We start from the raw sequence: 15,233 nt of genomic DNA on the forward strand, positions 1-15,233 counted from the left end.
ATGGCGACCACGCTGTCCGACAAGCCGGGGCGGACGGTGATGCGGCCGTCCGGTCGCCGCCGCCGCAGGCCCAGGCTGCGCGAGACCAAGAACTGGATCGGCGGGACGATCTCGTGGCTCTGGCTGGCGATCGTGATCATCCCGATCTACTGGGTGGTCATCACCAGCTTCAAGGCCCAGAGCGACTACTACCTGTCGAACCCGATGGCGCCGCCCACCGCGCCGACGCTGGACAACTACCAGCTGGTCATCGAGTCCGACTTCCCGCTGTACTTCCTCAACAGCCTCATCGTCGCCGTCGGCTCGGTGGTCCCGGCGGTGCTGTTCTCGTTCATGGCCGCGTACGCGATCGTGCGGGCGAGCACCAACCGCTTCCTGAAGTCGGTGAACTGGCTCTTCCTCATGGGCCTGGCCATCCCCCTGCAGGCGACGATCATCCCGATCTACCTGATCATCATCAGGCTGCATCTCTACGACAGCCTGCTGGCGCTCATCCTGCCGTCGATCGCGTTCGCGATCCCGCTGTCGGTGCTGGTCCTGGCCAACTTCATCCGGGACGTGCCGAAGGAGCTGTTCGAGTCGATGCGGCTCGACGGCGCGAGCGAGCAGACCACGCTCTGGCGCCTGGCCTTCCCGCTGACCCGGCCGGCCGTGGTGACGGTGTCGATCTACAACGCGCTGCAGATCTGGAACGGGTTCCTGCTGCCGGTGATCCTGACGCAGAGCCCCGACAAGCGGACGCTGCCGCTCGCGCTCTGGTCGTTCCAGGGGGAGTACAGCGTCAACGTGCCTGCGGTGCTCGCCTCGGTCGTGCTGACCACGCTGCCGATCCTGATCCTGTACGTGGTGGGCCGCCGCCAGTTGCTGAGCGGCCTGACGGCGGGGTTCGGCAAGTGATCTGAGTCCCGCGCCGGGGCAGGAGTCCTCCCATGGAGGACGTGTGGGATCTCGTGGTCGTGGGCGCCGGGCCCGCCGGTTCCGCGGCGGCGCTCGGCGCGCTGCGGCGGCGGCCCGGCGCGCGGGTGCTGGTGCTCGACAAGGCGGACTTCCCTCGTGACAAGGCGTGCGGCGACGGCATCGCGGCCCACGGGCGTGACGAGCTGGCCAGGCTGGGCGTGCCGGGGCTGATCGACGACTACCGGCCCACGCCCCGCCTGACCGTGGTCTCCCCCGGCGGCACGCGGGTGTCGGCGACCGCGGCGCGGCCCAACCATGTGGTGCCGCGCCGGGTCTTCGACGCCCGGCTGGTCGAGGCGGTCCGGGCGGCCGGGGCCGAGGTGCGGCGCCACCGGGTCAGGGAGCTGGCCGAGGCCGGGCCGGTGGTGGTGATCGACGGCCGGATCCGGGCGCGGGTCGTGGTCGCGGCCGACGGGGCCAACTCGGCGGTGCGGCGGCTGATCGGGCTCCCGGTCACGCCGGAGCGGCACACCGCCATCGCCGTGCGCGGGTACGCGGACGTCCCCGACGAGGACGACGTGCAGCTCATCGCCATGCAGCGGGCGGGCTGGCCCGCCTACGCGTGGTCGTTCCCCATCGGCGACGGCACCGCGAACGTCGGGTTCGGGATGCTGCTGCCCCGGCTGCACGCCACCGGGCTGCCGGGGCGGCAGGTGCTGCACGGCAGGCTCGCCGAGCTGCTGCCCGACCGGCCCGCCCGCGACCTGCGCGCCCACCACCTGCCGCTGTCCACCGGCCGGCCGGCTCCAGGTGCCGGGCGGGTGCTGCTCGCCGGGGACGCGGCGAGCCTGATCAACCCGCTGACCGGCGAGGGGATCTACTACGCGCTGCTGTCGGGGCGGCTGGCCGGCGAGGCGGCCGCGGACGCGCCCGGCGACCCGCTGCCCGTCTACCGGCGCGGCCTGCGCGCGGCGCTGGGGCGGCACCTGCGGACCACGGACGTGCTGGCCCGGCTGGCGCAGTCGCCGGGGTTCATCGACGCCGCCATCGCCACCGCCGCCCACCGCAAGGAAGTGTTCGACCTGCTGGTGGAGGTGGGGCTGGGGTCGGGGACGGTGCCCGTCCCGCTCGCGTACGCGGTGGCCTCCCGCTGGCTGCGCGACACCGTCCGCCACCACCGACGCGGCCGTTGACAGGTGTATCCGCCCGCCATCAGCCGGTGAGGGAGGCACCGCCGGTCAGCAGCAGCGCCACGTCCACGCCCGCCACCGCGACGGCCGCCGCGAACGGCACCCGGGGGTGGTTGCGGGCCAGCAGAAGCCCGGCAGCCGTCAGGACGACGGCCGTGGCCAGCGCGATCCAGGCCATGGGGCTCGTACGGGCGAGGCCGGGAAAGGCCGGACCGTCCGCTTCGTCGGCGGACGGATCCGTGCTTGCCGGGGCCGATGGGGACGAGCCGTCCGAGAGCACGGCGGAGTGGCCCGTGGCAGCCGGAGGTTCGGCGGTGGGAGGGGTCGTGGTGGATGGGCCGAAGGCGAGCAGGCAGGTGGCGGCGAGGAGCGGGAGCGGGAGCAGGGCGCGCAGACGGGCGGCGCCGAGCCGCTGCGGCCAGCCCCGCACGCCGGTCGCCAGGTCGTCCGCCAGGTCCGGCAGCACGTTGGCCAGGTGGGCGCCCACCCCGAGCAGGGCCGCCGCCGCCGTCGCCCACCAGGCGGGCCACGGCTCCCCCGGCAGCCCCAGCGTCACGAACGCGGGCAGCACCCCGAACCCCACCGCGTACGGCACCCACGACAGCAGGGTCGCCTTCACCCCCAGGTCGTACGCCCACGCCGCGAGCACCCCGGCGAGATGCGCGGAGCCGGCGAGCGGCCCCGAGGCGAACGAGAGCGGCACGCAGCACGCCAGCGCCACCGCCGCCGCGATCCAGAGGGCACGCGGCGTGATCGTGCCGTCGACCGCCGGCTTGTCCGCACGCCCCGCCGCCACGTCGCGCCCGGCGTCGGCCGCGTCGTTGCACCAGCCGATGGACAGCTGGCCCGACAGCACCGCCAGGCCCACGAGCAGGCATCCGGCCGCGCCGTGCCCGGCGGCGGCGGCGAGCGCGGTGACCAGTGCCGTGACCGCCACGGTGGGCCCGGGATGGCAGCCGCGCGCCAGCCCGGCGATCATCCGGCGCCCGTCGTCCGTCACAGGCCGATGCTACTCGGGAGATCCCTTCGGCAGGCGCTCGCGGCGGGTGACGAATTGACCGGGCCTGACCGGCCGATCTACAGGGAAGACCGCCCGCTGGGCTTAGCAGATCAACCTGGGGGGAACCGTGGCATCGACGAGTGTTTTCGGCCGCCCGCCCAGGGGAGCCCTCCATGACCCATATCGCCGCAGTTCGCTGCGCCTTTCCCCCGAATCGATACGCACAGGCCGAGTTGACCGACATGGCGGCCCGTGTCTGCCTGCCTCCGGACGCCGACCGCCGCCTGCTCGACCGGCTGCACCGCAGCGCCCGCGTCGAGTACCGCAACCTGGCCCTGCCGATCGAGGACTACGAGAAGCTGGACGGCTTCGGCGCGGCCAACGACGCGTACGTGACCGCCGCGGTCGAGCTGGGGCTGGAGAGCGTCCGCGCGGCGCTGGACGGCGCCGGGCTGGTCCCGTCCGACGTCGACATGATCATGTTCACGTCGGTGACCGGCATCGCCGTGCCGTCGATCGACGCCCGGCTGGTGGGCGCGCTGGGTCTGCGGCCCGACGTCAAGCGGCTGCCGGTCTTCGGGCTGGGCTGCGTCGCGGGCGCGGCCGGGATCGCCAGGCTGCACGACTACCTGCGCGGCTGGCCCGGCCACGTGGCCGTGCTGCTGTCGGTGGAGCTGTGCTCGCTCACCGTGCAGCGCGGCGACGGCTCCCCCGCCGGCCTGGTCGCCAGCGCCCTGTTCGGTGACGGCGCCGCCGCCGTCGTGGCCTGCGGCGACGGGCGCGCTCCGGACGAGACAGACGACCTGGCGGCCGGGCCTGTCGTGGTGGCGACTCGCAGTCATCTGTATCCGGACTCGGAGCATGTCATGGGCTGGCAGGTGGGCGGCGACGGTCTGCGGGTGGTGCTGGACGCGGGCGTGCCGGAGGTGGTGCGCCGCTACCTGGCCGACGACGTGCACGCGTTTCTTGGCGATCACGGGGTGACGGCCGGCGAGGTGTCGGCCTGGGTGTGCCATCCGGGCGGCCCGAAGGTCCTGGAGGCCGTGTCGGACGTGCTCGACCTGCCGCCGGGCGCGCTCGACGTCACCTGGCGCTCGCTGGCGGCCCACGGCAACCTGTCGTCGTCCTCGGTGCTGCACGTGCTGGGCGAGACGCTCGCCACGCGGCGGCCGGAGCCCGGCACGTGGGGGGTGCTCATCGCGATGGGCCCCGGTTTCTGTTCCGAACTCGTCCTGCTGCGCTGGTGACCCCATGACCTGGTATCTCGTCCTCATCCTGCTGGTCGGCCTGGAGCGGCTGGCCGAGCTGGTCGTCTCCAAGCGCAACGCCGCCTGGAGCATGGCGCGCGGCGGCGTCGAGACCGGCCGCGGCCACTACCCGTGGATGGTGCTCCTGCACACGGCGCTGCTGGCCGGGGCGCCGCTGGAGGTGTGGCTGGCCGGGCGGCCGTTCCTGCCGGAGCTCGGCTGGCCGATGCTCGTCCTGGTGGTGGCCGCGCAGGGGCTGCGCTGGTGGTGCATCACCGCGCTCGGGCCGCGCTGGAACACCAAGGTGATCGTGGTGCCGGGGCTGCCGCTGGTGACGCGCGGCCCGTACCGGCTGACCTGGTTGCGCCACCCGAACTACGTGGCGGTGGTCGTGGAGGGGTTCGCGCTGCCGCTGGTGCACACGGCGTGGGTGACGGCGCTGGTGTTCACCGTGCTGAACGCGGCGCTGCTGACGGTGCGCATCCGCACCGAGAACGCGGCGCTCATGCCGGCCGGGCGGCCCGCCACGTGATCGACGTGCTGGTCGCCGGTGGCGGCCCGGCGGGGCTGGCGACGGCCATCCACGCGGCGCTGCTCGGCATGGAGGCGGTCGTCGTCGAGCCGCGCGCCGGCCCGGTCGACAAGGCGTGCGGGGAGGGTGTCATGCCCGGCGGCGTGGCGGCGCTGGCCGCGATGGGGGTGACGGTGCCGGGGCGTCCGCTGCGCGGCATCCACTACCTGGACGACCGGCGCGGGGTCCGCGCGACGTTCGGCCCCGCCATGGGGCTGGGCGCGCGGCGCGTCGCCCTGCACGCCGCGCTCGCCCGGCGGGCCGCCGACCTCGGCGTGAAGACCATCACCGGCCGGATCGCGCACGCCGTCCAGGACGGCGACGGGGTGGAGGCCGCCGGGCTGCGGGCGCGCTGGCTGGTGGCCGCCGACGGGCTGCACTCGCCGCTGCGCCGGTCGCTCGGGCTGGACGCGCCGCCCGGCGGCATGCGGCGGTACGGACTGCGCAGGCACTACCGGGTGGCGCCGTGGACCGACTTCGTGGAGGTGCACTGGTCGGGCCACGGCGAGGCGTACGTCACCCCGGTGGGCGATGACCTGGTGGGCGTGGCGATCCTCAGCTCCGTGCGGCGCACGTACGACGAGCACCTGGCGGGGTTCGGCGCTCTGGCGGAGCGGCTGCGCGGGCCCGCCGTGACGCCGGTGCGCGGCGCGGGGCCGTTCCGCCAGCGGGCGCGGGCGCGGCGCGCCGGGCGCGTCCTGCTGGTGGGCGACGCGGCCGGGTACGTGGACGCGCTGACCGGTGAGGGGGTGTCGCTGGCCGTGCGCTCGGCGGAGATCCTGGCCCGCTGTCTGGCTGAAAACCGGCCCGAGGAGTACGAGGGCGCGTGGCGGCGGTTGTCGCGCACCCACCGGCTGCTGACGGGCGCGCTGGTGCAGGTCGCGCGGCGGCCGGCCACGGCGCGGCTGGTGGTCCCGGCGGCGCGGGGGCTGCCGGGGGTGTTCACGTCAATCGTCCGGCTATTGGCCTGAAACCGGGTCGGTCCATTCTGCCCTTATGGCTGATATATGCACTTTTAGCGTTATGAGCCGGTTCTGTGGTCCTCCGGGGGTGGTGAACGGCGGATGGCTGTCCGGCCTGCTGGCGGGCGAGCTGGGCGCGGCGGGGCCGGTGGAGGTGACGCTGCGCGCCCCGGCGCCGGTCGAGACGCCGTTACGGGTGGCGCACGCGCCGGACGGGCTCGGGCTGTTCGCGGGAGATCTGCTGCTGGCCGAGGCCAGACCCGCCGCCGGGGACCCGGTGCCGCCGCCCGCCGTGTCCCTGCGCGCCGCGGCGGAGGCCGAGCGGCGCTTCCCCGGCCATCGGAGCCACCCGTTCCCCGGCTGCTTCGTATGCGGCCCGCGCGAGGACGGGCTGCGCGTCCATCCGGGCCCGACGGCCGATCCGGAGGTCTTCGCCGCGACCTGGTTCGCCGACCCGGAGCTGACCGGCGGGCAGGAGGTCCTGCCGCCCGCGTCGGTGTGGGCGGCGCTCGACTGCCCCACCGGCTGGACGCATCTCGCGCCGGGCGGCGCCGCGCTGCTCGGCAGGATGACCGCGCGGCTGCGCCGCCCGGTCAGGGCCGGCGTCACGTACGTGGTCGTCGCCCGCCGCGATGGCAGGGAGCGCCGCAAGCTGTTCGCCTCCGCCGGGCTGTACGAGCCGGACGGCACTCTGGTGGCCGCCTGCCGCACGACGTGGGTCGAGACCCGGGCGGCCCACACCGGCGGCCAGGCCACGGGAACCGCCGGGGACCCGGGACTGCTGGAGCGCATCCGCGGCGGCGTCATCGGCGAGGACGAGGTGCTCGACGGCCCGTACGGGCCGCGCCGCATCACCTACGCCGACTACACCGCCTCCGGGCGGTCCCTGGGCTTCATCGAGGACTTCATCAGGGCCCGGGTGCTGCCGCGTTACGCCAACACGCACACCGAGAGCTCCGGCACCGGCCTGCAGACCACCCGGCTGCGGGAGGAGGCCCGGCGGATCATCCACGACGCCGTGGGCGCCGGCCCGGACGACGTGGTCCTGTTCTGCGGATCCGGCGCGACGGGGGCCGCCAACAAGCTCGTCGCCATCCTGGAGCTGCGCGACCGCGCCACCCGCGCGGGCGGCCGGCCGGTGGTGTTCGTCGGGCCGTACGAGCACCACTCCAACGAGCTGCCCTGGCGCGAGTCCGGGGCCGAGACCGTCGCCATCGGCCAGGACCGCGACGGCCGCATCGATCTCGGCGAGCTCCGCGCCCAGCTGGTGCGGCACGCGGACCGGCCGCTGCTCATCGGCAGCTTCTCGGCCGCCTCCAACGTGACCGGCATCCTGTCCGACACCGAGCCGGTCTCCGCGCTGCTGCACGAGTTCGGCGCGCTGTCGTTCTGGGACTACGCCGCGGCCGGGCCGTACGTGCCGATCCGGATGGCGGCGAGCGCGCCGGGGCGGGCCGACCACAAGGACGCGATCTTCCTGTCGCCGCACAAGTTCCCCGGCGGCCCGCAGACGCCGGGGGTGCTGGTCGTCCGGCGGGACCTGGTGCGCAACCGGGTGCCGACGGCGCCGGGCGGCGGCACCGTGCGCTACGTGAGCCCCGGCGAGCACCGTTACCTGGACGATCCGGTCGCCAGGGAGGAGGGCGGCACGCCGGGGATCGTCGAGTCGATCCGCGCCGGGCTGGTCTTCGCGCTCAAGGAGGCCGTGGGCACCGGCCTCATCCAGGAGCGCGAGGAGCGCCTCCGGGAGCGGGCGCTGGAGCGGTGGCGGCGCAACCCGGACATCGAGATCCTCGGCGACGGGCCCGCGCGCAGGCTGCCGATCTTCTCGCTGCGGGTCCGCGCGGGAGACGGGCTCTACCTGCACCACAACTTCGTGGTCGCCGTGCTGAACGACCTGTTCGGCGTCCAGGCGCGCGGCGGCTGCTCCTGCGCGGGCCCGTACGGGCACCGGCTGCTGGGCATCGGCGCCGGCCGGTCGGCGGAGCTGCGCGACCAGATCGGGTACGGGTACGAAGGGGTCAAGCCCGGCTGGGCGCGGGTCACCTTCGCCTATTTCATGTCCGACACCGTGGCGGACTACGTCGTCGACGCCGTCGACCTGGTCGCCTCCCGGGGCCGGCGCCTGCTCCCCCACTACCGGTTCGACCTCCGTACCGGGCTGTGGCGGCACCGCGAGGCGGCCGAACCCGCCGTCAGCCTGTCCGACCTGCTGTTCCGCTCCGGCGAGCGGCCGGTCCCGGGGGCGCGGGCCGGGGAGGACGCGCTGGCCGGCTACCTGGCGCGGGCGCGCGAGCTGCTCGCGGCCCTTCCGGACGAGCCGGACGCGAGCCAGGCGCGGCTGCCCGGAGACGCGGAGCGGCTGCGCTGGTTCGCGCTGCCCGCCGGGTGCGTGGCTCCGGAGGTGAGTTCCAAGTCGGTTGCAAGTCAGATGATCTAGGTTGGCCCGCCATGAGGAGACTGGTGCCGGCGGGCGCTCTGCTGGTGTGCCTGAGCGGCTGCGTGATCACACCCATGGCCCCGATGACCACGGACACGCGGGCGGGAGAGCCGGCCGAGACCGCGCGGGAAGAGGGGGATCGCATGGGCGTCGAGCCGGGGGTGCTCAAGGGCAGGGTCGTGGGCGCCGACGGCAGGCCGGTCCAGGGGGCCAAAGTCGTGGCCGACAACCAGTTGCTCTACAACAGCAACCTCATCGTGTCGACCGACGCCGACGGCCGCTACCGGGTCGAGACCGACATCGCGGCCACGTTCCACGTGACGGCCTCGATGACGGTCGAGCACAACGGCGCCTCGTACCAGGTCGACCTGTCGCCGGACGACGACTCCTCGTTCGCCGGCCCGACCGGTGCGATCAGGGACTTCACCTGGAAGCTCACCGGCGAGAAGGCCGACGGCCTGGGCCACTACGGCGGGTCGGTCCTGTTCCACCTGGACATGACCGACCCGCAGAACCCGGAAGCGTTCCTGGAGGACGAGAAGGTCGAGCTCACGCTCACGCCCGAGAGCACGCTGCTGGACGGCTCGCAGGGTCAGGTCATCACCCGCAGGGCGGTCCGCACCCCTGACGGGTCCGGCCTGGTGGACGTCCCCATCGCCCGTTACCGCGTCTCGGCGTCCTACGAGGGACGCCCGCTGCAGGTGCGGCTCCGCGGTCAGGACGCGTACGCGCCCGAGATCGTCGCGGACTTCTCCCAGTACATCTCCAGCGTCTACTGGATCCAGCTCGAGCTGAAGCTCTGACCTGTCACTTCCGGACTCCGCCCATGCCGGGGTCGGGCGTCATTTCACCTGAGGGGCGCTTTACCTGCCAGGTCATCGACCGTGCGGGGAGTGCGCATGAAAATGGCCGAGGGAGCGATCACTACCGCTCGCGATGACCCGGAGCACCGCATGACCCCGGAGGAGACGATGACAGCCCCATCCCTGTCCGCGTTCGATGTCGATTCCCGCACCGATTTCGTGGCCGCCAACCGATATGCGGGCATCGTCACTGATCGCTGGCATGCGCTTGGCGGTGGTCCGAACGGTGGTTACCTGATGGCGATGTGTCTGCGTGCGCTGAAGCAGGAGATGCCGTTCCCCGATGTGCTCGTCGGCTCCGCCTTTTTCCTGCGCCCCGCGGTCATCGGACCGGCGGAGTTGCGCACCGAGATCATCCGGACCGGGCGGCGTGTCGCCACGGGCCAGGTCGTGCTGTCGCAGGAAGGTAAGGAACGACTGCGGGCGACGGCCACCTTCGGCACCCTCGACCAGGCCGACGGACGTACGCTCGTCACCGGCGAGCCGCCGGTCCTCCCGGACCCGGATGACTGCGTCGATCCGCTCGGCGGCAAGTCGCTGGACGGTGTCAGCATCACCGAACGTGTGGAGTTCCGGTTCGCCGAGGTGCCCGGCTGGTGGCGGGGGAAGCCCGCCGAGCATGCCGGAATAGAGTTCTGGATGCGCTTCCGGGACGGCCGCCACGCCGATCCAGACGCGTTGCCCTTGCTGCTGGATGCCGCACCTCCGGCCGTGCTGGCCGTCGGCGAGTTCGCTTCCGCCACGCTCGAATTGACCGCGCATCTACGGGCCCGGCCCGCTCCTGGCTGGCTCGCCTGTCGCGCCACCACGCGTCACCTGATCAACGGATATCACGAAGAAGACTTCGAGATCTGGGACACCAAAGGCGTCCTCGTCGCCCAGGGCCGGCAACTCGCCATGCTCCCGTAATCGGTGTCACGCATGCTGCTGCGTGCTTCTCCAGGGGCAGCCCCGCCGTCGGCGAGTTTCGCGAGCCCTCTCGTTCTCGGATCCGCCGGCGGCGATACATGGGGATGGCGTCACCTGAGTCGGCGTCGCTCATATTCGGGGACGGTCACCACTGCGGCGTGGCACATATCTGGCCGATATCCGCTATTTCCCATCCTGGATGGAGATCCAGCGATGTGGGGCGCTGTATCTCGCGCGCGCCCTTCACGTCCAGCCTTGACACAATTCGGATATATCAAGCATTTGCCACAATCACGATAAATCGGATGGTCACAAAACGACAACTTTCCGCCTGGAAGTGTCCGAAACTGGCCAGTGCGAGAACCCGTACAGAGGCGAGAGCGTCTCTTACTCGCGGCCGGATGACCATCCCCCGACATTCCACGTGCCGGGGATTCACCTGAGGAATTCCTCTATGAATGCAGGCGTGCGACACAGGACCTGTCGCGCATCCCGCGGACGCGTGGCCCTGGCGCCGACGATCGCCCGTCTTCTCCACGGGGCGTGCCGCCGCCCGGGAGGAGGCTCGTGAACCGCTGTGTGATCCGGCTCGACCTGCGCTCCACCACCGGTGACGAGGCGGTCGCGCGGGCCGGGGCGCTGCTGTCGGACGAGAAGCAGCCCGATCTCCGGCTGCTCCTGCTGGTCGACGAGGCCCGGGCGCTGAAGGCGCATCAGCGCGCGTACGAGACGCTGACGTCCTCGGGGTACACCGACGAACTGCTGTGCGTCGCGGTCGGGCCGATCGACGGCAACCCCCCGAGACTGGAGGTGCCGGGCAGCCTCGCTCAGGGCGCGGGGATCATCTGGGTGCCGGACCCGTGCGGGATCGACTGGGAGCTCGCCGCCGCGGCTCCCGCCGCGCGCAGGAAGCGGAGTGGGCCGGAGACCGAGTTGCTCCGGCTGCTCGACGTCCTGTCCCAGCCGGAGGTCTTCCACGGGACCCTCAGCCGCGTCCGGCGGACGCCGAACCTGATCGCCAACCCCGGCCTGCGGCTGGCGGGACCGAGCGGCGACGCGGGCGATCTCCAGCCGGCCATGGCCTCGGCCGCCGCCCGCATCCTGGCGCCGGGCAGAGGACGGGCGCCGGAGCTCCCCTGCGGCGAGGAGCACGGGCAGAGCCGGCCGATCCGGCTCCTTTCCGGCGGGCCGCTGGCGGTCGCCGCCGACGAGGCCAGGACCGCCGTCGCCGAGGCCACCGCGGTGGCCGGCGAGCTGATCGACGGCGCCTCCTTGTTCACCGGCGCCCCCGGAGCCGAGGCGGTCGCGGCCGGCGCCGGCCGCCACCTGAAAGCGCTGCGGGCGCGGCTCGAAGACCTTCTCTCCGCCGCGCACACCACCACGGGCCTCACCAGCCGTCAGCAGGAGGCGATCGAGCGGGCCGGCGTCGTCCTCCCCGGCTTCGAGGAGTTCGAGCCCGCGGTGGCGCGTGACACCATCAGCGGCTACCTGACCCGCGGGCTGCGGGCGGGAGCGTCCCTGCCCGTGCTCATCGGCGGCCTGGACGAGTGGCAGGAGAGGCTGACGCCGGCGGGCAGCGGAGCCCGTCTCCCCGACCTGCGCCGGGCCTGCCCCGACGAGCTCCTGACCCGGCTGCTCCATCCTCTGCCGATGCCGGAGCCGCAGAGGTGGCTGCCGGTCATCGGGCTGGTGACGGCCGCGCTCGCGACGTTCGCCCCCTTCGGCCCGGCCGGCGGGGTGCTGATGGCGGCGCTCTGGACCCTGCTGGTGGCGCTCACCGTGACGCGTGGTCCTGGCGGACGGCTCGGCGCCCGGGCCGGCGCGCTCGTCGCGAACGCGACGGCGGGGGCGGCCGGGGTGGTGTGCGGGACCGTGATCACCATCAGGGCGATTCCCGCGCCCCTGCCGCCGGCGGTCTGGGCCCCGCTGCTCGTCGCGGCGCTGACCCTGGCGCTCGGGGCCGCGCGCGCCTCATGGCGGTCCAGAGCCGGCGCCTGGGCCCGGGATCGCGGGCTGGATTCGGCGGAGCGGGCGGTCGGCGGCCTGCTCGCCGTCGCCACCGCCGCCGCCGGGGACTGGGCGCGGGCGGGGGCGCGGGCCGCCACCGCCGACGCGGCGGCCCGGATGGGCGCGGCGCTCGAACAGGTCTCCGCGGTGATCCGGAACCACGTCTCCTCGGCGCAGGTCATGCCCCGGCCGGACCCCCGGATCGAGCGCTGTCTCGCCGACCTGGTGGAGCGGGCGATGGCGCCGCGGGTGCGAGCCCTGGCGGCGGGTTCGACCGCCGAGCATGCCGAGTGCGCCCGCGTCGTGACCACCGAGCTGCTCGCCGTCTGGCACGCGCACGCGTCCGAGCACGGGGTGTATGCTCCACCGCCGTTCGCCCGCGAACGGGACGGGGAGGCGGCCGCCCTACCCGAGGAGGAACTGCCCGAGCTGATAGCGGCCGCCGGGGCCGACGCGCACGCGACCATGTGGCAGCTCTGCGCGGCCGAGGACCTGCCCCTGCTGGACCTCGGTTCGGCGCCCACCGCCGTGGTCCGGTTCGCGCCGCTGCGCGACCGCGCCGCCCTCGAAGACCTCCTGCCCGCCGGAACCGTGTGGATCCGGTCGGCCCAGCGTGCCGGCACCCTGCGCCTGGTCCCGGCACGGCCCGGTATCGCGTACCAGAGCCGGGCGGGCGAGGCGGAGCAGGAGGCCGGCCGCTGATGTCACCCCCCAGCCGGCCGTCGCCAGGCCGGCGGAGGGGTCGCGTCCCCTACTTGCGCGGGGTGCGGATGCGCGGGATCGGCACCTTCGACCAGTCCATGTCCGAGGCGAGGTAGAAGCTCGGGTAGGCGGGCTGGTTGTAGGTGGTCTGCTGGCGCGCGACCTCGGCGCGGTACTGCGGGTCGTGCATCAGCGTGTACAGCTTGCGGTCGGTGACCTCCGTGCTCAGGTAGATCCGTACGGCGGTGCTGTCGGCGGTGCGCACCAGCAGTTCCTCGCGCCAGTCGCCGAGCACGTCGGCGACCAGGCCGGGGTTGCCCTTGGTCCAGTTGTTGGTGAGCGTGCCCTCGGCGGTGAGCAGGGTGCCGCGCTTCCAGTCGTCGATGGTCGGCGTCTGCAGCACGGTGGTGGCGGTGCCGTTGACGACCTGGGTGGTCATGTCGGCAGCCCAGCGGATGCTCATGTTGGTGCCGGGCACGTTCCTGCCCAGGTGGTCGCCGCGGGCCGACCAGAGGCCGGCGTCGATGGCCTGGTCCGGCGGCATCGAGGACCACGCCTCCAGGCCGCGGACGGCGGGGTCGATGTCGCCGGCCATGCCGCGGCCGGTGTCGACGCCGCTGTAGCCGCCGAACAGCACCTCGCCGGTGGCGGCGGCGCGCATGGCCCAGCCGTACGGGGCCCACCGGCCGCCCTCGTGCACCGTCCAGATCTCCAGGCCCTCGCGGTCCGGGTCGAGGTCGGCGACGTGCATGGCGTCGCCGTGGCCGAGCCGCACGTTCTGGCCGGGGACGGCGCTGCCGGGCGGGCCCTCGGCGAACGAGGAGTACAGCAGGCCGCCGTCGTGGTCGATGGTCGCGGCCCCGTACACGATCTCCTGCTTGCCGTCGCCGTCCACGTCGGCGGCGCTCAGCGAGTGGAAGCCCTGGGTGGTGAGGGTGGCGTACTCGGGGTCGGTGCCGTCGACGCCGTGCGGGGAGGCGTTGAACGGGTTGTCCATCGGCACGTGGCCGCTGTCGACGTACCAGGCCTCCTTGAGCCGCCTGCCGTCCCAGTCGTAGGCGACCAGCGTGGAGCGGGTGTAGTAGCCGCGGGCGAAGACCGCCGACGGGCGCTCGCCGTCGAGGTAGGCGACGGCGGACAGGAAGCGGTCGACGCGGTTGCCCGGCTCGACCCTGGCCATGGCGTAGTCGCCCCACAGGAGGCCGTCGTCGCCGCGGCCGGGCTTGTAGGGAATGGTCTGCAGTTCCCTGCCGGTGGCGCCGTCGAAGACGGAGAGGTATTCGGGGCCGGTGAGAATGAAGCCCTCGAATTCCCGCAACCGGTTGTTGCCACTGCGGGCGGGCGCGTACACGTCCACGAAGTAGGTCGCCAGGTCGGCGGCCGACTCGCGGGAGAGCGGGTAGGCGTGCCGGGGCTCGATGCCGAACGCCTGCTCCAGCGTGGCGGGCCAGCGCCCGGCCACCACCTCGGGGTGCTCGTGCCAGCCCTGGAACATCTCGACGAGGTGGTCGAAGTAGCCGGCGGCGCTCTTGCGGTAGTCGTCGGCGTGCGAGTACCCGGCCCTGACGTCCTTCTTGGGCATCGTGATGTGGCGCTCGGACAGCACGCGGCCGTCGCGGCCGTAGCGGGTGACCTTCGTGCCGGGCGCGGTCTTGAGCATGGCCTCCGAGCGGCCGTCGCCGTCGAAGTCGTAGACCAGGAACTGGGTGTAGTGGGCCCCCGCGCGGATGTTGACGCCCAGGTCAAGCCGCCAGAGCAGGGTGCCGTCGAGCTCGTAGGCGTCGATGTAGGCGTTGCCGGTGTAGCCGCGCTGCGAGACGTCCTTGGAGTTGGACGGGTCCCACTTGACGACGTACTCGTACTGGCCGTCCCCGTCGACGTCGCCGACGCTCAGGTCGTTGGCGGAGTAGGTGTACGCCTCGCCGGCCGGGGTGACGCCGTCGGCGGGCTTCTTCAAGGGAAGATCGTGAAACGATTCAACCCACGGCGTCACGGCAGGGCCGCGTGGCCCCTCCCGCCCCTTGACGATCGGGGCGATCCGGTAGGAGGACGTGGCGGTGCCCGCGCTGTCGAGATAGTTGGTGCTGTCGGTGACGGTGGCGATCGGCCGGCCGTCGCGGTAGACGCGGAAGTCGGTGCCGGTCATGCCCCACCGACCGTGCCCGGTGACCTCGTCACCGAGCAACCGCCAGCTCAGGAACACGCCCTGACCTGTCGGGACCGCGACCAGGCCGCGGTCGAGGCGTTCGAGCTGGACGCCGCCGTGGCGGCCATGACCGTCGCGGCCCGCCTCGGCGGGCTGGGCGGCGAGGGTCAGCGAGAGCAGGGCGGCGGAGGCGGCCGCCAGGAACCGGCGGGCACTGCTGGGGGGAGACATGCCCGGATTGAATCGATATAACAACCGTTTGTCAAGAGCGGGATTCCTCGCGGCGACATTTCCGCAGG

Annotated in this window: 11 protein-coding genes; 9 read left to right on the forward strand and 2 right to left on the reverse strand. The window is 73.2% G+C overall.

Translation table 11 applies throughout. The features are described from left to right. Together ACIBF7_RS34055 and ACIBF7_RS34060 are read left to right on the forward strand one after the other, a co-directional pair. Window positions 1–897: a carbohydrate ABC transporter permease gene (locus tag ACIBF7_RS34055; protein WP_271278589.1), complete on the forward strand. Its 897-nt coding sequence runs from the start codon at window positions 1–3 to the stop codon at window positions 895–897. A 32-nt stretch (window positions 898–929) separates the two neighbouring features. Next, window positions 930–2,090: an NAD(P)/FAD-dependent oxidoreductase gene (locus ACIBF7_RS34060; RefSeq protein ID WP_397198983.1), complete on the forward strand. Its 1,161-nt coding sequence runs from the start codon at window positions 930–932 to the stop codon at window positions 2,088–2,090. 19 nt (window positions 2,091–2,109) lie between these two features. On the opposite strand, the gene ACIBF7_RS34065 is transcribed toward ACIBF7_RS34060, so the two are convergent. Then, window positions 2,110–3,087, reverse strand: coding sequence for a UbiA family prenyltransferase (locus ACIBF7_RS34065; protein ID WP_397198984.1), 978 nt, complete (start codon window positions 3,085–3,087; stop codon window positions 2,110–2,112). Between the two features lie 173 nt (window positions 3,088–3,260). Here ACIBF7_RS34065 and ACIBF7_RS34070 point away from each other — a divergent pair, with 173 nt between their 5' ends. From ACIBF7_RS34070 to ACIBF7_RS34100, 7 genes are all read left to right on the forward strand, one after another. Further along, complete coding sequence (locus ACIBF7_RS34070) at window positions 3,261–4,334, forward strand: type III polyketide synthase (protein WP_397198985.1); 1,074 nt, start codon at window positions 3,261–3,263, stop codon at window positions 4,332–4,334. A gap of 4 nt (window positions 4,335–4,338) precedes the next feature. Next, window positions 4,339–4,866, forward strand: a complete 528-nt coding sequence (locus ACIBF7_RS34075) for an isoprenylcysteine carboxyl methyltransferase family protein (RefSeq protein ID WP_219546631.1) — start codon at window positions 4,339–4,341, stop codon at window positions 4,864–4,866. Continuing rightward, window positions 4,863–5,876 (forward strand): NAD(P)/FAD-dependent oxidoreductase, encoded by a 1,014-nt coding sequence (locus ACIBF7_RS34080; RefSeq protein WP_397198986.1) that lies wholly within the window; start codon window positions 4,863–4,865, stop codon window positions 5,874–5,876. The genes ACIBF7_RS34075 and ACIBF7_RS34080 overlap by 4 nt, the downstream gene beginning before the upstream one ends. Window positions 5,877–5,928: 52 nt before the next feature. Beyond that, window positions 5,929–8,307 carry an aminotransferase class V-fold PLP-dependent enzyme gene (locus ACIBF7_RS34085; protein WP_397198987.1) on the forward strand — a complete coding sequence of 793 codons (2,379 nt, stop codon included), beginning with the start codon at window positions 5,929–5,931 and terminating at the stop codon, window positions 8,305–8,307. A gap of 11 nt (window positions 8,308–8,318) precedes the next feature. Then, complete coding sequence (locus tag ACIBF7_RS34090; protein ID WP_397198988.1) at window positions 8,319–9,110, forward strand: carboxypeptidase-like regulatory domain-containing protein; 792 nt, start codon at window positions 8,319–8,321, stop codon at window positions 9,108–9,110. A gap of 168 nt (window positions 9,111–9,278) precedes the next feature. Next, window positions 9,279–10,079 (forward strand): thioesterase family protein, encoded by an 801-nt coding sequence (locus ACIBF7_RS34095; RefSeq protein ID WP_397199128.1) that lies wholly within the window; start codon window positions 9,279–9,281, stop codon window positions 10,077–10,079. A gap of 567 nt (window positions 10,080–10,646) precedes the next feature. After that, on the forward strand, window positions 10,647–12,788 hold the full coding sequence (locus ACIBF7_RS34100) for a hypothetical protein (protein ID WP_397198989.1): 2,142 nt from the start codon (window positions 10,647–10,649) through the stop codon (window positions 12,786–12,788). 49 nt (window positions 12,789–12,837) lie between these two features. On the opposite strand, the gene ACIBF7_RS34105 is transcribed toward ACIBF7_RS34100, so the two are convergent. Further along, window positions 12,838–15,165 carry a rhamnogalacturonan lyase gene (locus tag ACIBF7_RS34105; RefSeq protein ID WP_397198990.1) on the reverse strand — a complete coding sequence of 776 codons (2,328 nt, stop codon included), beginning with the start codon at window positions 15,163–15,165 and terminating at the stop codon, window positions 12,838–12,840. Between the last annotated feature and the right edge of the window lie 68 nt (window positions 15,166–15,233).

It is taken from the genome of Nonomuraea sp. NPDC050478 (assembly GCF_044458265.1).
GTDB lineage: Bacteria > Actinomycetota > Actinomycetes > Streptosporangiales > Streptosporangiaceae > Nonomuraea > Nonomuraea ferruginea.